Below are 16524 nucleotides of genomic sequence, written 5' to 3'. Positions count from 1 at the left end.
AGCGTGGCTAGGTGATTCTTGGGAGAGTCTTCAGACGGATTCGAACAGGTCGCGCACGACACCACGCGTGCCGCGGCCGAACTTGTTGTAGCGGCCGGTCAGGGCTTCGCGGAACACGGGCAGGCAGCGCGCCACCCTCGACTGCGGCAGCGCGGCCCGGAAGCGCTGGTGCTCCAGCTTGTCGCGCAGCTTCCGGATGGTATCCGGAGCCACCTGGTCGCCCAGGGAAAGCAGCCGCTCGAGCAGGAGTTCGGCCTTCAAGGCTCGCTCGTGGTGGGTGGTGCCGCGTGAAGCCAGCGCCTTTCTGACCTTGCCCATGAAGGAATCGCGGCGCGCACCGATCTGGTTGCTTTCGTGCTGGCGGTATTCGATCAGTTCATCCTCGAGCATGTCGACAAGGCCAATCGCGGAGGCGACGATCCCCAGCCACTCGTCGTGCAGCCATTCCTTCGGAAAGGGCGCCGCCTGCTCGAGCAGGGAGCGCCGGAACAGGGTCGTTGCGCCGGTCACGAGATTGCGGCGCAGGAAGACGTCGAAGGCCCGGCCGCCGTGGATCCAGGCGCGCTCGAAAGGCTTGACCTCGAGCGCGTGGAAAAGCGACTGGCCCAGGTCCTTGCGGGCGTCATCGACGAGCCGGGCGTCGGTGTGCAGCAGCAGCAGGTCGGGGCGCCGTTCGAACTCGGCCACCATCCGCGCCAGGCGCTCGGGATGCCAGACATCGTCCTGGTCGCTCAGCGCGATCAGGTCGCCTCTGCAGGCGCGCGCCGCCTGCTCGAAGTTCTTGGTGACGCGCAGGGCCGGCACGTTGCGGATCGCGCGAAAGCCGATTGCCAGGCCCGGGCGCTCGCGCAGGCAGGCCTCGAGGGCGTTCTGCGCCACCTCGACGCAGCCGTCGGTGGAGGCGTCGTCGGACAAGACGATTTCGGCCGGCGGCAGGGTTTGCAGGCAGATGCTGCGGACCTGCTCGCCGACGAATCGGGCGCCGTTGTGGGTGCAAAGGGCGACGGAGACGGACAGGGTCATGGCGCGGCGGCGCCGGCCGAGGTCGCCGGGTCGGGCCGGAGGAATGGAAATACAGCTTTCATGGATACCGGTCGCAGATAGTCGATCCGCCCGTCGCGGAATGCCGGGCGGTCAGTCCCCGCGGAGCGTTCAGGGCGACGCGGTCGCCGGGCAGCCGGTGATTATGTTCGCAATGATCGGGTTTGAGCCACGCGACGGCGCCCCTCGCCGCCCGGGGCGGACACCGGATCGGCCGGTAAAATCCGCGGCTCACAGAGAAAGACCAATGATGCGACTGCTTTCGGTAGTGCTCGCGGGAGGATCCGGACCCAGGCTCTGGCCGCTGTCCCGGCAGGCCTTCCCGCCGCCCTTCATCAAGCTCGGCGGCTCCACTCTGCTTCAGCAGGCCATCGAGCGGGGGCAGGCGTGCGGCATCGCCGACCTCATGATCGTCACCGGCAAGGACCACCAGTTCCTCGCCGAGGACGTGTTGCGACAGTGCCCCGTTCCGCCGGCGTCCACGCTGCTGCTCGAGCCCGAGAGCCGAGGTACCGGGCCGGCGATCGCGCTGGCGGCGCTCCAGTGCGGCAGGCAGTTCGGCGGCGATACGGTGATGCTGGTCCTGCCCGCCGACCATCTGGTGCCGGACGCCGAAGCCTTCGCGGCCGGCACGGCCAAGGCCTTCGAACTCGCTGCCAGTGGCCGCTTCGTGGCCTGGGGGATCAATCCCACAGGCCCCGATACAGGCTTCGGATATATCGAGGTGGAGCGGCGATCGGGCGAAAGCCAGCCCGCCCGCCGCTTCGCGGGAATGGTCGACGCCCCGACTGCGCAGGAGTACCTCGCGAGCGACCGTTACTACTGGAACAGCGGGATGTTCTGCGCCACGGCGGACGCGATCCTCTCGGCGCTCGAGCGCAACGCGCCCGAGTTGCTGAGCGCCGCACGCCGAGCGACCGAATCATCGCAAACGGCTGGCGGCAAAGTTCAGTTCGACGCCGAGGCGTTCGGGCTCCTGCCCCGCATCGACATCGGCGGCGCCGCCATGGCGCAACCCGACAATCTGCACGTGATGCCCGCCACCTTCGGATGGAGCGACGTGGGCTCCTGGCCTTCGGTGGCGAACGCGCACCCGAAGAACAATGACGGCAACACCCTTCCCGCGGGTTCCGTGGCCGTCGACGCCAGCAACACGCACGTCCAGGTGGACAGTCACGGCCCCAAGGTCGTGGGCCTGCTGGGCGTCCATGACCTCGTGATCGTCGACACGCCGGACGCGCTGCTGGTGGCCCACAAGGACAGTGCCCAGCGCGTCGGTGAAATCGTCGAAACCTTGAAGGCCCGCCAGCACGAGGCGGTGCAGCTGCCGGCGGTGGTTCACCGCCCGTGGGGGACCTATGCTTCGCTCAAGGAAGAAAATGGGTACAAGGTCAAGCGCATCACCGTGAAACCGGGCCAGGCGCTGTCGCTGCAATACCATCACCAGCGCGCCGAACACTGGGTGGTGGTGCGCGGCACGGCCATGGTCCAGATCGGCGATTCGCAGCACGAGACCCTCCCCGGCGAATATCGTTACATCCCTCTTAAAGAAAGACATCGATTGACCAACACAGGCAATGATGAACTGGTGCTCATCGAAGTACAGTGCGGCACCTACCTCGGCGAAGACGACATCGTGCGGCTTGCCGACACCTACGGGCGCGCATGAGCCAGGCACACTCCAATCTGCATCGCAGCGCATGGGCCGACTGGTGGGAAGGCACCCGCCGCACCGATATCTGGTGGACGCTGGCCTGGTTCGACATCGTTCTGCGCTATCGCCGCTCCATGCTGGGCCCGCTCTGGCTCACTCTCAGCATGGGCGCAATGATCGGCGGCATGGGGCCACTCTACAGTTCGCTGTTCGGCACCGAGCTCTCCCAGTTCTTCCCGCACCTGGCGCTCGGCATCATCTTCTGGGGATTCTTAACCAGCATGGTGATCGATTCGTGCAATGCATTCATCGGCTCGGCCAACTACCTCAAGCAGGGCTATTTTCCGATCAGCCTGTTCGTCTGGCGGAGCATGGCGCGCAACCTGATCCAGTTCGGCCACCAGATCATCCTGTATGTGCCGGTGGCGATCTGGGCAGGCGTTTCCTTGTCCTGGTCGGCATTGCTCTTCATTCCGGCCTTCCTGCTCGCGCTCATCAACGCGCAGGCTGTGGGCCTCGCGCTGGGACTGGTCTGCACCCGGTTTCGCGATGTGACACAGATCGTGACCAGCGTCATGCAGATGCTGATGTTTCTGACGCCTGTCTTCTGGCTGCCTTCGAGCCTGCCCGAACGCGCGCAATACATGCTCTGGAACCCGTTCGCCCAGATGCTGGACCTGCTTCGCACCCCGCTCATGGGGGGCGTTTCTGCAAGCCACAACTGGTGGGGGATCCTGGGCTGGACGGTGGCCACGCTGATCGTGTCGAGTCTGCTCTTCGCGAAGTACCGCCGACGCGTCGTCTACTGGCTCTAAAGAATCATGGCACTTATTTCCCTCAAGAACGTCTCGGTCAACTTCCCTATCTATGGTGCTGGCGCCGCCTCGTTCAAGAAGACGCTGGCAGCCTCGGTGACCGGCGGCCGTTTCGGCAAGGAGACCGGCGTCAATGTCGTCCAGGCCCTGAGCAACATCAACCTGGAACTCAAGAGCGGCGATCGGCTGGGACTCATCGGCCACAACGGCGCGGGCAAGTCGACCCTGCTGCGCGCGCTCGCCGGCGTCTACGAGCCTTCGTCCGGTGAATTCGTCCGGCAAGGCTCGGTGTCCAGCCTGATCGATCCATCGCTCGGCATCGAGGCGGACGCCACGGGCGTCGAGAACATCATGCTCCGGGGTCTGGTCATGGGAATGAGCAAGAAGCAGATCGATGCGCTCACGCCCGACATCTGCGAATTCAGCGGTCTCGGCGAATACGTCAACATGCCGGTTCGCACCTACTCCACCGGGATGCTGATGCGCCTCGCCTTCTCGATCTCGACCAGTGTCGAGGCCGACATTCTTCTCATGGACGAATGGCTGTCGGTCGGCGACGCGGAATTCACCCACAAGGCCGAGCAGCGGATGAAGGACGTGGTGGCGAAATCCGGCATTCTGGTGCTCGCCTCGCACTCGCCGGACCTGATCGCCAAGGAGTGCAATCGGGTGATCCATCTGGAACATGGCCGGATCGTCGAGCAGTGAGACACCGGACCTGAATCGGAAACGCGTCATGAATGGGGAAGCGCTGGCGCGGCGCGCTTTTTTCAACTTCAAAGGACTTCCATGAATCGGCGTGCAATCGTTACCGGCATTACGGGTCAGGATGGGGCTTACCTTGCCGAGCTGCTGCTCAGCAAGGGCTACACCGTCTACGGAACCTTTCGGAGAACCAGCTCGGTGAATTTCTGGCGCATCGAAGAGCTCGGCATCCAGAACCATCCCAATCTGAAGCTCACCGAGCACGACATGACCGACCTGGGCAGTTCCCTGTCGCTGGTCACTCACGCCGAGCCCGACGAAATCTACAACCTGGCCGCGCAGAGCTTTGTCGGCGTGAGCTTCGATCAGCCGACCACCACCGCCCAGATCACCGCGATGGGCGCGCTCAACCTGCTCGAGGCGATCCGGCTGGAGAACCCGAAAATCAAGTTCTACCAGGCCAGCACGTCCGAAATGTTCGGCAAGGTGCAGGCGGTTCCCCAGGTGGAAAGCACGCCGTTCTATCCCCGCAGCCCTTATGGGGTCGCCAAGCTCTACGCGCACTGGATGACCGTGAACTACCGGGAAAGCTACGGCATCTTCGGCAGCAGCGGCATCCTCTTCAACCACGAAAGCCCGCTGCGAGGCCGGGAGTTCGTGACCCGCAAGATCACCGATGGCGTGGCCAAGATCAAGCTCGGCAAGCTCGAGGCACTGGAATTGGGGAACCTGGACGCCAAGCGCGACTGGGGATTTGCCAAGGAGTATGTCGAGGGGATGTGGCGCATGCTGCAGGCCGACGAACCGGACACTTTCGTGCTGGCAACCAATCGAACCGAAACTGTGCGCGATTTCGTCCGGATGGCGTTCAAGGGGGCCGGCATCATCGTGGACTTCCGGGGTACCGGCGAAGAAGAGTTGGCGGTCGACACGGCCACCGGCAAGACCGTCTTGCGCATCAACCCCAAGTTCTACCGCCCTGCAGAGGTCGAACTCCTGATCGGCGATGCGTCCAAGGCCCGGGCCAAGCTCGGCTGGGAACCGACCACGCAACTGGAACAGTTGTGCCAGATGATGGTGGAGGCCGACCTGCGGCGCAACGCCCAGGGATTCTCGTTCTGAACAAGCCTGGGCCGAGATGCCGGAGGGCATCTGGTCGGCCGCGCGGTGCTATCCGCGCAGCGCGCGGTAGGCGCGCCAGGCCCGGCTCGAGATCCAGACTCCGCCGTCGATCAGCCACGGAAGCCTGCGCTCCAGCCATCGCGAGAGCTTGAGCGAAGCGAAGGCGACCTGCTCGTCGTACTGCCCTCGGGCGCCGAAGAGACCCTCGGCGAAGGGGCTCTTCGGAACGATCGCCACGGGCGACGCGATGCCGATGGCGAGTTGCCTCGATCGCCGCTTGAGGCTTTCGGGAGCGCTGGTCCTCATCAGGTCGCTGTACTCGATTCGCTTGCGCGCGGGGTCGCGCGGCGTATGCACCATCGAGTTGATTCTGCGCCGGTAGTAGAAGAAGACGTCGTTGGTCACGATGAAGCGGACGCTCGCCTCGCACATCCGCAGGTACAGCGACCAATCCTCGAAGCAGCCCAGGCTCTCCTCATAGGGAAAGCGAACCAGCGCGGATTTCCTGAAGAACGCAGTCGCGGTGGAGAACCTGTTCTCGATCAGACCACCCACCACCGCTTCGCCGCAGAATACGGCGTAGCCGGCGAACTCGACGGACTTGCCCGGCGTCGGCAGCGCCTGGCCGTCCAGGAAATACCCCGCCGGCGTGACGACCAGGTCGAACTCCGGCCTGTTCTCGAGCGATTCGACGCCCACGGCAATGAAGTCGGGGTGGATGAGATCGTCGGCATCCAGCGTCAGGACGTATTGGCCGGTGGCGTGGCGCACACCGATGTTTCGCGCCGCGGCCAGGCCGACGTTGCCGGACAGGCGAACGACCTTGAGGCCTGGATCGGCGCCTCGCGCAAGCGCCTCGATGCCGAGCACGCTGTGCGGATCGGTCGATGCATCGTCGACCACCACGATCTCGATCGGTCCGTAACTCTGTGCGCGCACGCTGGCCAGCGTTTCGGGCAGATAGGCGCCGAGGTTGTGATGCGCGATGACGACGGACACGAGCGGGTGCTCGTCGAGCCGACGCCACGCGCCACGCTCGCGCCTCGCGGGCAGCCAGGGCCACGGTCGCACGGGAGGCTCGACCGGACGCAGACGCTCGTTGCGTTCGACATTGCGCTTCAGGGCATCGACCAGTCCGCGCACGCTGCCGTCGAACTTCAGGCAGTTCACGCCATCTTCCCATGGCGTTCCGACCCCGAAGGCGGGATTGGTTTCGTTCAGGATCAGCCTCGCGCCGAGCAGCGAGGCTTCGTACGCAACCGAACAATATGAATCCCAGGACGCGGCGATGACCACCGTAGCGCCCCGCAGGACGGCTTCGCGCTGCGGGCCCTGCGTCGCCGGCATGCGTGCGACGCGGCCGGCCCAATCGGCGGGAATGAGCCGCTCGATGTCCGACTGGTACTCCGGGTCGACGCCGGGCGCCCCGAACACGACGGCACCGGTGTAGTCCGACCTGGTGCGCAAGAAGCTGCCGATGGCCCGGGCGAACAGGTCGGGGCGGTTGACTCTGCGCAAGGTCGAGGGAAACACCAGGGTCTGGCCAAGGGAGGCATCGACGGCCTCGAGCGCTATCGCACCGGGCTCGGGCAGCGCCAGGGGCGCATGCTCGACGAGGCGAGGGCCCCACTCCTCGACCGAGAAGCCGAACGACTGCCGCGTCGCCTCGGCCACCGGAAGAAGAGGGGTCACGATCCGATCGCAGTCGCGCAGACATTTCCTCTCGAGGTCGCTGAGGTGCAGATGCTCGATCGCCAGCGCTTGCGCCTCGACCTGCATCAATTGCGTCTGCGAGGTTCCGATTCGCACCGCGATGGTCGCATCGCCGAGGAAGCCGCGCAGATTGCGCTCCTGCAGGGTACTGAAGGCCAGGGCGCCACGGTCCGGAAACTCCAGGTAGTCGATGGCGCACGTCTCGGCCAGGCTCGCCAATGCACGCAACACGACCGCCGAGCGCCACTGGCACGGGGTCGTCGGGTAGGCCCGGGCCGGCGGATGCTGCCGGCCGTTGGACAGCCGGCCCTGGTCGATGCGCGTATCGACGGGAAGCAGGCGAACGTCGGGAAATGTTGCGGAGAAGGAAGCAAGGTCGGCGACGCAATCGACCAGACACAGTGTCGTGCGCTTGCTGTCGTCAGCGGACAGCGTGCGGAGCATGTTGAAGATTGCATGCCCCGTCTCTCCATCCTCATCGGGACGGAGTTCGGTCAGGACGAAGACGAGGGAGCCCACTATTTGTGCTTCGCCGGACCGGGAACGATCTCACTCATTCAGGCTGCGCTGGCGAGTTGCCAACGCCATGCATCACGGCACATCTGGTCGATGCCGCGCTGGGCAGTCCATCCCAGCACATCCTTGGCGCGGCTGACGTCGGCGAAGCAGATCGCGACATCCCCTGGCCGCCGCGGAGCGATCTCGTAGGGAATCGGGCTGCCGCTCGCCTTGCCGAATGCATCGAGCATCTCGAGCACCGAGGTGCCCTTGCCCGTACCAAGATTCAAGACGATGTCGCCCGCCTTCTTTGTGAGGTAATCCAGAGCGGCCACATGACCCTGTGCCAGATCCATCACATGCACATAGTCGCGCACGCCGGTCCCGTCGGGTGTTGGATAGTCGTTTCCAAAAACAGTCACGTGGGGCCTCAGGCCGCTCGCGACCTGGGCCACGTAGGGCATCAGATTGTTTGGCGTGCCGCGCGGACTCTCGCCCAGCAATCCGCTTTCGTGTGCGCCCACCGGGTTGAAGTAACGCAGGCGCGCAATCCGCCACGCCTCGTCCGCAGCTTGTAGGTCGCCCAGCATTTCTTCGACCATCAACTTGGTCCGGCCGTAGGGACTGGCGGTGACGCAGATGGCATCCTCGCGGACCGGCATCGTCGAGGCGTCGCCATAGACGGTCGCGGACGAGGAGAACACCAGGGTCATGCAGCCTGCGCGCTCCATCGCTTCGAGCAACCGGATGGAACCAACGACGTTGTTGTCAAAGTAGGCCAGCGGTTGCCTTACCGAATCGGCCACCGACTTCAGACCCGCGAAGTGCAACACCGACGAGATCGGATGCTCGCTGAAGATGCGATCGAGTAGTGCCGCGTCTCTCACGTCGCCCGCGTAGAAGGAGACCGCGCGGCCGACGATCCGCTGCAGCCGGCCCACGGCATCCGTCGTGCTGTTGGACAGGTTGTCCAGGATCACGAAGTCGCGCCCCGCCCGCGCCAACTCGGCGCACGTATGGGAACCGATGTACCCGGCACCGCCGGTGACGAGAATCATGCGGCGTCGCGACGAAGACCATCGGCCATCGACGGTGCATCGGCGTCTTTTGCGGACAGCAGGGGCTCGCCATCCAGCGGCCACTGGATACCAATGGCCAGATCGTTCCAGGCGATGCTTCGCTCGTACTGGGGCGCGTAATAGTCCGTGGCCTTGTAGAGGACGTCCGCCGAGTCGCTCAGCACCAGGAATCCATGGGCCAAGCCCGCAGGCACCCAGAGTTGCCGATGATTGTCCTCGGTGAGTTCGACGCCTGCCCATTTCCCGAAGGTGGGCGAAGACGGTCGGATGTCGACTGCCACATCGAACACGGCCCCGCGCACTACACGCACGAGCTTGCCTTGCGGCTGCTTGACTTGGTAGTGAAGACCGCGCAGAACACCCTTGACCGAACGCGAATGGTTGTCTTGCTTGAACTCCACAGCGAAGCCCAAGGCTTTGCAGAACGCCTCTTCGTTGAAACTCTCGAAGAAGAAGCCTCTCGCATCGCCGAACACTTTCGGCTCGATGATGAGGACGTCGGGAATGAGCGTGGGGGATTTTTTCACGACAATTGATCTCAAGGAGCACCGACATGACAGCCCGAGAAGCCAGAGCCTGACGCACTCTGAGCCCCAATGGCATTCGAAATTTTCTCACATCCGCGGCGCACGGTTCGCGGCGGCCTGTACCCATGCAGGAACGAACAAAGTCGCTACAGCGTCAGCAAGAAGCTTGGATGGCGATTGCGGGCATGAGATTGCGCGCCTCACATCGGCCAGGATATTTGCGCGAAACACAACGGCCGATTTGCACTAGCGATCAAAGTTGAGGCGCTCCCGCTCGACCACCAGCGGACGCTTCATGACGTGCGTGAGAATCGCACCGACGTACTCGCCGAGCAATCCGATGAAGAATAGCTGCACCGAGGCAAAGAAAAACATGCCGATCAGGATGGGTGCCGTACCCGCAGAGAACTCGCCCCAGAACAGCACTTTGAGCAAGAGATACAGTAAGGAAACGCAGAGGCTCACCCCCGACAGCGCGAAGCCTGCCATCGTGGCAATCCGCAAAGGCACCCGCGAATGCGACGTGATGCCGAGCATCGCGATGTCGTAGAGCGTGTAGAAGTTGTTCTTGGTGATGCCCCGTTTGCGACGCGGTTGGTTGTAAGGGACCTGCACGGCCTCGAAGCCCACCTCCGACACCAGGCCGCGCAGATACGGATACGGATCGTCGATGCGACGCAGTTCCTCCAGCACCTTCCTGTCATACAGGCCAAAGCCCGTGAAATTCTGGATCAGCTTCACATCGGCGATGCGGGTGACGGTCCGATAGTAGGAGCGACGAATCGCGAACATCAGACCCGATTCATCGGCGGTCGGCTTCACACCCACGACGAGTTTTGCGCCGTCGAGCCATTTCGCGACGAACTCCTTCATCAGCTCGGGCGGATCCTGTAGATCCGCGACCAGCAGGATGGCCGCATCGCCGCCCGCTTGCAGCAGTCCGTGGTAAGGCGATCGGATGTGACCGAAGTTGCGCGCATTCAGGATTACCTTGACCTTGTGGTCGGACGCAGCCATCGCGCGCAGCAGTTCAGCCGTGCGGTCGGAAGAGAAGTTGTCGATGAACAAGTGCTCGTAGGTCACGCCTTCGATGGTGGCAAAGACGTCGCGGGTCTGCCGGTAGACCTCTTCAATGTTCTCCTCCTCGTTGTAGCAAGGGGTGACGACGGTGATGTGTTTCATGAAGCTGCAAAAACGAATCTGCGCTGGAGTGCGAAAGCGACGAGCGCCAGCGGAAGGATGACGAGGGCATTCGCCAGGTACACATTGAGGCCCGAACGCAACAACAGCGCCACCGCGCCCACATTGAGCAGGTAGACGACGCCATACGCGGCGACGAAGCGGCCGAGCTGAGACAAAGGCGCCCCGCCGAACACCAGCCGCCCTGTGCTCTGGAAGTTGAACGCCACGCCGAGAACAGTCGCCAGGCCGATCGCCAGAGGATACGGCAGCCCCGCCCAAACGAAAACAGCGAACAACGCGTACCCGACGGCGGTGTTCAGGCCGCCAACAAGCAGGAAACGCACGAGCTGCGAACTGGGCATTTCAGGCCGCTTTCCATTTGACGACGAAGGGGGTGACGCGCTCGCGAACCGTCGCCAGGTCCAATCCATGTTCGCGCATGGCGTGAGCATAGCTGCCGCAGGTCTCGGAGAAGCGCTCCCCGATCCCGATGCGCAGCACCGGAACAGGACCGGATTCGGAAAGTGCCTCCAGAACAGCCGATCCAAGCCCTCCGGTGGCCGAATGCTCTTCAAGCGTAACAAAGGCCTTGGCTTGCGCGGCCAGCGAACCCAACTGTTGCGCGTCGAGCGGCTTGATCCACGGCGCGCTCCAGACGGAGACATCGAGTTCTTCGCCCAGCGCGCACGCAGTTTGGACCATTGAGCCGGTGGCGATCAGCACGATCGGTTGACGACCCGTACGGACCTGCACGAGCGCGCCGCGCTTCAGCTCGGGCAAAGACGGATGGACCGCGCCCAGATCCGCCTTGCCCATGCGCATGTAGACCGGGCCGTTGTGGTCCAGGGCCATCGCCATGCAGGCAGTCAACTCATGGGCGTCACACGGCGACATGAGCTCGATGTGCGGCACGGCCCTGAGGCAGGCGATGTCTTCGAAGCTCTGGTGGCTGGTTCCCAGCGTGCTGTAGACCAAGCCTGCACCGTCTCCCGTGAAGATGACCGGCAGCTTCTCGTAGCAGACATCGATCTTGATCTGCTCAAGAACGCGCACCGGCACGAACGCGCTCAACCCGTAGACGATCGGCCTGAAGCCGGCCTTGGCGAGCCCAGCGGCCACACCAATCATGTTCTGTTCGGCGATTCCCGCGTTGATGTACTGTCCGGGGCAGCGCTTGCGAAATTCGTCAAACAGCGCATAGCCGTGGTCGCCGGTCAGCAGCACGACTCGCTCGTCGTTGGACGCAGCCTCGACCAGGGCACTCGAAAATGCGGCTCTCATGCCGATGCTCCTTCCAGTTCGCGCAAGGCTTGCGCATAGAGCTCGGGGCTCAAGCGAGAGTAGTGCCAGGCATTGACGTTTTCCATGAAAGAAACGCCCTTGCCCTTGACCGTCTTGGCAACCAGCGCCTTTGGCCGGCCGTTCTGGCGAGCCTCCAGCGCGTCGATGCCCGCCGAGATCGCGTCCCTGTCATGCCCGTCCACCGTCTGCACGTCGAAGTCGAACGCTGAGAACTTCGCACTCAAGTCACCAAGCTGCATGACCTCATCGGTCGTTCCCATGGCCTGAAAACCGTTGACATCCACGATGACCATGAGATTGTCGAGTTTTGCATGCGCAGCAAAAAGCATGGCCTCCCAGATGGGGCCCTCATTGATCTCGCCGTCGCCGATGACTGCATAGCACCTCTGGCCTGTATTTCGACGCGAAGCAGCCAACGCCAATCCCACCCCGACCGAAAGGCCATGCCCCAGCGTGCCCGAAGTCACTTCGCAGCCCGGGACATGGGCATCGGACAAGCCTTTCAGGCGCGAACCATCGTGGAAATAGTTGTCGATGTCGTTGCGTTCGAGCCAGCCCAATTCGTACAGGCAGGCGTACTGGGCCATGACGCCGTGGCCCTTGCTCAGCACCAGGTAGTCACGCGCGGGGTCGGCGGCATTGCTCTCGTCATAGCGCATGTGGCGGTGGTAAAGGCAGGACAACAGTTCGATGATCGAGAAGGCGCAGCCCAGGTGGACGGCATTTCCCGCGTAGGCCATCTCGACCACGGTCTTGCGCAAGGTCGAAGGTTCAAATTGGGGTTTCATATTGGAAGTGGCGGCAGCGCGCTACGCGCTGGCTCGCCAGGAAAGGGTTCGGCGAATGCCCTCTTCGAGGGTCACCGCGTTGGTCAAACCGAGTTCGCCGGCCGCACGCCGCACGTCGGGCACGTAGTGCGCACCGGCGAGACCCGAGGCGGAACGGGCGAGCAATTGCGGCGCTATGCCAGTATCTCCGAGCCGAGTTACCTCGTCGGCGAGTTGAGCGATCGTCACCAGCGCATCGGAACCGATGTTGTAAGCGCGGCCCGGTGCTCCGAGCACCAAGACGCTCAAAAGCCAGCGCACCATGTCGCCAGCATATTGATAGGCCCGGACCGCATCACCTGTGCCTGCGACGACGACACCCTTGCCGCATGCGGCTTGCTCGATGAACTGGGCTGCCGCCGCACCGCTCGATGGGAGCAGGTACGGGCCGATGAAGGCGAAACAGCGGCCGATCACGACATCGAAAGGCCACGCCTGCGCGACGACGGTCTCGGCCAATCGCTTGGCGCGGGTGTACTCGTTGGCACCATCTCCGCCGCTCCACGGCGAATCTTCCGACAGCAAGCCATCCCTCGATTGAGCGCCATACACCGCTCCGGAACTGATGTGCAGCAACCGCCGCGCGCCGGTCGCGGCCGCAAACTCGCAAATTCGACGCGCGCCGGCCTCGGCCAATTGCCGCAACTCGCTGCCTCCCGCTTGCGGGGGCGCCACAGGCAAGGCGGCATGCACGACCGAAGAGAATACCCCGCGAGGGAACTCAAAGTCGACAACATCGCCCTTGACGAGATGCACAACCGGCGCCTTCGCCAAGTGGGCGGAGGCACGCGCAAAGCTGTCGGGCTCCCGCGTCAGCACCGTCAACTTCAGCCCCAGATCCATCTCGCGATCGGCGTGGAGCAAGCACTCCAGCAACCACTTGCCCACGAAGCCAGTCCCGCCGGTGATGAACAGAGATTGTTCGCGAAGACCCTCCCACACCGCGGTGGCGGTCAGTCGCAGGATCTCGTCGAGATCCTCTCTTGAAACCGGCTTGACCGGATCAGTCAAACCGCAGGCCAAGATAGGTTTCGATGCTTTCGACGACATGGTCGAGCATGGGCTCGGTCAGACCTGGATAGACGCCGATCCAGAACGTGTCGTTCATGATGCGGTCTGTGTGTTTGAGTTCCCCCACCACCCGGTACTTGCGCCCGACCATGTAGGGCTGGCGCAGCAGATTTCCTGCGAACAGGAGTCGCGTGCCGACCTTTTGCTGGTCGAGGTAGGTCAACAGGTCTACGCGCCGCGTGTTGGCGGCTTCACGCAGGGTGATGGGAAAGCCGAACCAGGATGGTTCGGCGCCGGGCGTGGCCTCGGGCAATTCGAGAAACTCTTCTGCACCGCGCAGCCGGTCCTTGAGGTAGTCGAAGTTCTTCTTGCGCGCTGCCACGAATCCGTCGAGCCTGTCGAGTTGGGCCAGCGCACAGGCAGCCTGCATGTCGGTGATCTTCAGGTTGTAGCCGAGATGCGAGTACGTGTATTTGTGGTCGTATCCCTCCGGCAGGTCGCCGAGCTTCCAGCAGAAGCGCTTGCCGCAGGTGTTGTCCTTGCCAGGCGGGCAATAGCAGTCGCGACCCCAATCCCGGATGGATTCGGCAATCAGGCGAAGCTCGTCGCTGTTGGTGAATACCGCGCCACCTTCGCCCATCGTGATGTGATGGGCGGGGTAGAAGCTCAAGGTGCCGATGTCGCCGAACGTTCCAACCAATTGACCCTCGTAGCGCGACCCGAGGGCGTCGCAGCAGTCCTCCACCAGCCAAAGCCCGTGCTTCTCGCAGGCTGCCTTGACTACCTTCAGGTTGTAGGGGTTGCCCAGTGTGTGGGCCAGCATGATCGCCTTTGTGCGCGGACCGATGGCCGCCTCCAGCAGATCGGGGTCGATGTTGTAAGTGGGAATCTGCACGTCGACGAAGACGGGAACCGCGCCGCACTGCAGGATGGGGTTGACCGTCGTGGGGAAGCCAGCGGCCACCCCGATGACTTCGTCGCCCGGCTGGATCGCGCGGTCACCCAGCTTGGGCGAGGTCAGCGTCGAGAACGCCACGAGATTCGCGGACGAGCCCGAGTTGACGGTCATCAGGTGCTTCACGCCAAGGTACGCCGCAAGCCGGCTCTCGAACAGCGTGTTGAAGCGTCCGGTCGTCAGCCAGGCATCGAGCGAGGCATCGACCATCATCTGCATTTCAGGCGTTCCGACAACCTTGCCCGAAGGCGGTACCAGGGTCTCGCCTGGCACGAAGGGCTGCGGCTTGCCCGCCAGCTCACCGTATTCGGCCACCAGCGCCAGAATCTTCTTGCGCAGTTCGTTTTTCTGGAATGAAACTTCAATCATGGGTGGGAGTGCTTTCGTATTGCTCGATCTGTTCAAGAGTGAAATCTGTCATGTCGCGGCCGTCGAGCCAGCCCCGTTGCCAATCGACGATAGCGCCGAGGCTTCGGCTCAACCCCCATCGCGGAATCCAGCCCAGTGTTTGACGGGCCTTGGAGCAATCGAGCTTGAGCCAGCTCGCTTCATGCGGCTGATCGGCCTGCGCGTCGGTATGCCAACGAGCCCCCCGACCCCAAAGCCCGGCGAGCTGGTCGGCAATCCAGGAAACGGGGCGAGCGTCTGAATCATGCGGGCCGAAGTTCCAAGGCTGTGCCCATGCCGGACCATGAAGGAACAGATTCTCCGCCAACAGCATGTAGCCGCGAAGCGGCTCCAACACATGTTGCCAGGGACGAACTGCATGGGGATTGCGAATGTCGGCCGTTCGGCTTTCGCCGAATGCGCGCAGAAGGTCCGGCACCAGCCGATCTTCGGCCCAGTCGCCGCCGCCGATCACGTTGCCTGCGCGCGCCGTCGCAAGCGCCACGCCATGCTCGCTGTAGCGCGCCTCGTTGAAGAACGAAGAGCGATACGACGCAGAGACCAGTTCCGCGCAGCCCTTGCTGTTGCTGTAGGGGTCATAGCCGCCCATCGGCTCGTTCTCTCGATAGCCCCATTGCCACTCACGGTTCTCGTAGCACTTGTCGCTGGTGACGATTACGACCGACCGGACGGTGTCGCAAGATCGCACGGCTTCCAGCAAATTCACCGTCCCCATGACGTTGGTTGAATAGGTTTCCACCGGATCCGTGTAGGAGCGCCGAACAAGCGGCTGCGCGGCCAGATGAAACACCACGTCGGGTGCGCACTCCTGCACGGCAGCGCGCAGCCGGTCGAGGTCGCGGATGTCCGCAATCACCGAGCGGGTCGCCGGCTGAAAGCGAGAGAGCGCGTGCAAGCTTGGTTGCGTGGAAGGCGCGAGCGCATAGCCCGTGACGACAGCACCTTGCTTCTCCAGCCAGAGCGCGAGCCAACAGCCCTTGAAGCCGGTATGGCCCGTCAGGAACACCCGCTTTCCGCGCCAGAAAGACGATGTCATTCCCAGACCTTCCATGGCGCCTTTGCGCTTGCCCATAGTTCCTCCAGATGCATCTTGTCGCGCAGTGTGTCCATGGGTTGCCAGAAACCGCTGTGCTTGTAGGCGACAAGCTGCCCCTCCTGCGCGAGGCGCTCCAGCGGGTCGCGCTCCCACACCGTGGAGTCTCCGTCGATGAGGTCAAGCACCGCGGGCGACAACACGAAGAAGCCTCCATTGATCATCGCCCCATCGCCCTTCGGCTTCTCCTTGAAGCTGCGTACGTTGTCGCCATCGAAATCGAGCGCGCCGAACCGGCCAGGAGGCAGCGTGGCGGTGACAGTCGCTTTCACCTTGCGCGCCCTATGGTAGGCAATGAGTTCAGTGATGTTGAGATCGCTCACACCGTCGCCGTAGGTCAGGCAGAAATCCTCTTCCTTCTCGATGTAAGGAGCTACCCGCTTGAGGCGCCCTCCGGTCATCGTGTCATCGCCTGTGTCGACCAAGGTGACGCGCCAAGGCTCGGCCTTGCGTTGATGAACTTCCATCTCGTTGCGGGTCATGTCGAAGGTCACGTCCGACATGTGCAGAAAGTAATTGGCGAAGTACTCCTTGATGACATAGCCCTTGTAGCCGCAGCAAATCACGAAATCGTTCACGCCATGGGCAGCGT

Annotated in this window: 16 protein-coding genes; 4 read left to right on the top strand and 12 right to left on the bottom strand. The window is 63.3% G+C overall.

Translation table 11 applies throughout. From position 1 onward, the window contains the following. Window positions 1–30: 30 nt before the first annotated feature. A complete protein-coding gene (locus AC1D2O_RS25270; protein ID WP_478158099.1) occupies window positions 31–1023 on the bottom strand; it encodes a glycosyltransferase family 2 protein in 993 nt (330 codons plus the stop codon). A gap of 265 nt (window positions 1024–1288) precedes the next feature. Between AC1D2O_RS25270 and AC1D2O_RS25265 the strand changes: the two genes are divergently transcribed. The 4 genes from AC1D2O_RS25265 to gmd all read left to right on the top strand — a co-directional run bounded on the left by AC1D2O_RS25265 (window position 1289) and on the right by gmd (window position 5337). After that, window positions 1289–2710, top strand: coding sequence for a mannose-1-phosphate guanylyltransferase/mannose-6-phosphate isomerase (locus tag AC1D2O_RS25265; RefSeq protein WP_478087768.1), 1422 nt, complete (start codon window positions 1289–1291; stop codon window positions 2708–2710). Then, window positions 2707–3510 (top strand): ABC transporter permease, encoded by an 804-nt coding sequence (locus AC1D2O_RS25260; protein WP_478087766.1) that lies wholly within the window; start codon window positions 2707–2709, stop codon window positions 3508–3510. Before AC1D2O_RS25265 ends, AC1D2O_RS25260 begins: the two co-directional genes overlap by 4 nt. Before the next feature lie 6 nt (window positions 3511–3516). Then, a complete protein-coding gene (locus AC1D2O_RS25255; RefSeq protein ID WP_478087764.1) occupies window positions 3517–4218 on the top strand; it encodes an ABC transporter ATP-binding protein in 702 nt (233 codons plus the stop codon). 81 nt (window positions 4219–4299) lie between these two features. Then, window positions 4300–5337: a GDP-mannose 4,6-dehydratase gene (gmd, locus tag AC1D2O_RS25250; RefSeq protein ID WP_478087762.1), complete on the top strand. Its 1038-nt coding sequence runs from the start codon at window positions 4300–4302 to the stop codon at window positions 5335–5337. A gap of 48 nt (window positions 5338–5385) precedes the next feature. Here the strand turns inward: gmd and AC1D2O_RS25245 are convergent, their stop codons facing one another. The 11 genes from AC1D2O_RS25245 to rfbF all read right to left on the bottom strand — a co-directional run. Further along, window positions 5386–7494 carry a glycosyltransferase gene (locus tag AC1D2O_RS25245; protein WP_478087761.1) on the bottom strand — a complete coding sequence of 703 codons (2109 nt, stop codon included), beginning with the start codon at window positions 7492–7494 and terminating at the stop codon, window positions 5386–5388. 113 nt (window positions 7495–7607) lie between these two features. Beyond that, window positions 7608–8606: a UDP-glucose 4-epimerase GalE gene (galE, locus tag AC1D2O_RS25240; RefSeq protein WP_478087760.1), complete on the bottom strand. Its 999-nt coding sequence runs from the start codon at window positions 8604–8606 to the stop codon at window positions 7608–7610. Continuing rightward, on the bottom strand, window positions 8603–9154 hold the full coding sequence (rfbC, locus tag AC1D2O_RS25235; RefSeq protein ID WP_478158098.1) for a dTDP-4-dehydrorhamnose 3,5-epimerase: 552 nt from the start codon (window positions 9152–9154) through the stop codon (window positions 8603–8605). The genes galE and rfbC overlap by 4 nt, the downstream gene beginning before the upstream one ends. Before the next feature lie 246 nt (window positions 9155–9400). After that, complete coding sequence (locus tag AC1D2O_RS25230) at window positions 9401–10336, bottom strand: glycosyltransferase family 2 protein (RefSeq protein WP_477650523.1); 936 nt, start codon at window positions 10334–10336, stop codon at window positions 9401–9403. Beyond that, entirely contained in the window at window positions 10333–10698 is a 366-nt protein-coding gene (locus AC1D2O_RS25225) for a GtrA family protein (RefSeq protein ID WP_477650522.1), read from the bottom strand. Before AC1D2O_RS25225 ends, AC1D2O_RS25230 begins: the two co-directional genes overlap by 4 nt. A 1-nt stretch (window position 10699) precedes the next feature. Next, window positions 10700–11617 (bottom strand): transketolase family protein, encoded by a 918-nt coding sequence (locus tag AC1D2O_RS25220; protein WP_478158097.1) that lies wholly within the window; start codon window positions 11615–11617, stop codon window positions 10700–10702. Beyond that, on the bottom strand, window positions 11614–12399 hold the full coding sequence (locus AC1D2O_RS25215) for a transketolase (protein WP_478158096.1): 786 nt from the start codon (window positions 12397–12399) through the stop codon (window positions 11614–11616). Before AC1D2O_RS25215 ends, AC1D2O_RS25220 begins: the two co-directional genes overlap by 4 nt. A 48-nt stretch (window positions 12400–12447) precedes the next feature. Then, window positions 12448–13515: an NAD-dependent epimerase/dehydratase family protein gene (locus tag AC1D2O_RS25210; protein WP_478094811.1), complete on the bottom strand. Its 1068-nt coding sequence runs from the start codon at window positions 13513–13515 to the stop codon at window positions 12448–12450. Next, window positions 13469–14800: a lipopolysaccharide biosynthesis protein RfbH gene (gene rfbH / locus AC1D2O_RS25205; protein WP_478158129.1), complete on the bottom strand. Its 1332-nt coding sequence runs from the start codon at window positions 14798–14800 to the stop codon at window positions 13469–13471. The genes AC1D2O_RS25210 and rfbH overlap by 47 nt, the downstream gene beginning before the upstream one ends. Then, window positions 14793–15911 (bottom strand): CDP-glucose 4,6-dehydratase, encoded by a 1119-nt coding sequence (gene rfbG / locus AC1D2O_RS25200; RefSeq protein WP_478158095.1) that lies wholly within the window; start codon window positions 15909–15911, stop codon window positions 14793–14795. The genes rfbH and rfbG overlap by 8 nt, the downstream gene beginning before the upstream one ends. Then, window positions 15872–16524, bottom strand: a 653-nt coding sequence (gene rfbF / locus AC1D2O_RS25195; protein WP_478158094.1) for a glucose-1-phosphate cytidylyltransferase, incomplete at its 5' end; no start/stop codon positions are given. The genes rfbG and rfbF, both read right to left, overlap by 40 nt.

This window comes from Variovorax sp. P1_G12 (assembly GCF_056405555.1).
Note: the sequence above shows the minus strand (reverse complement) of the source record. Positions and strands in the feature narration are given on the sequence as shown.

What these genes read in the sequence shown, in the direction of transcription:
- rfbH (WP_478158129.1), bottom strand. Translation starts at nt 14,800, where the DNA reads ATGATTGAAGTTTCATTCCAGAAAAACGAACTGCGCAAGAAGATTCTG.
- AC1D2O_RS25255 (WP_478087764.1), top strand. Translation starts at nt 3,517, where the DNA reads ATGGCACTTATTTCCCTCAAGAACGTCTCGGTCAACTTCCCTATCTAT.
- rfbG (WP_478158095.1), bottom strand. Translation starts at nt 15,911, where the DNA reads ATGGGCAAGCGCAAAGGCGCCATGGAAGGTCTGGGAATGACATCGTCT.
- AC1D2O_RS25230 (WP_477650523.1), bottom strand. Translation starts at nt 10,336, where the DNA reads ATGAAACACATCACCGTCGTCACCCCTTGCTACAACGAGGAGGAGAAC.
- gmd (WP_478087762.1), top strand. Translation starts at nt 4,300, where the DNA reads ATGAATCGGCGTGCAATCGTTACCGGCATTACGGGTCAGGATGGGGCT.
- galE (WP_478087760.1), bottom strand. Translation starts at nt 8,606, where the DNA reads ATGATTCTCGTCACCGGCGGTGCCGGGTACATCGGTTCCCATACGTGC.
- AC1D2O_RS25220 (WP_478158097.1), bottom strand. Translation starts at nt 11,617, where the DNA reads ATGAGAGCCGCATTTTCGAGTGCCCTGGTCGAGGCTGCGTCCAACGAC.
- AC1D2O_RS25245 (WP_478087761.1), bottom strand. Translation starts at nt 7,494, where the DNA reads ATGCTCCGCACGCTGTCCGCTGACGACAGCAAGCGCACGACACTGTGT.
- AC1D2O_RS25265 (WP_478087768.1), top strand. Translation starts at nt 1,289, where the DNA reads ATGATGCGACTGCTTTCGGTAGTGCTCGCGGGAGGATCCGGACCCAGG.
- AC1D2O_RS25270 (WP_478158099.1), bottom strand. Translation starts at nt 1,023, where the DNA reads ATGACCCTGTCCGTCTCCGTCGCCCTTTGCACCCACAACGGCGCCCGA.
- AC1D2O_RS25260 (WP_478087766.1), top strand. Translation starts at nt 2,707, where the DNA reads ATGAGCCAGGCACACTCCAATCTGCATCGCAGCGCATGGGCCGACTGG.
- AC1D2O_RS25225 (WP_477650522.1), bottom strand. Translation starts at nt 10,698, where the DNA reads ATGCCCAGTTCGCAGCTCGTGCGTTTCCTGCTTGTTGGCGGCCTGAAC.
- AC1D2O_RS25210 (WP_478094811.1), bottom strand. Translation starts at nt 13,515, where the DNA reads ATGTCGTCGAAAGCATCGAAACCTATCTTGGCCTGCGGTTTGACTGAT.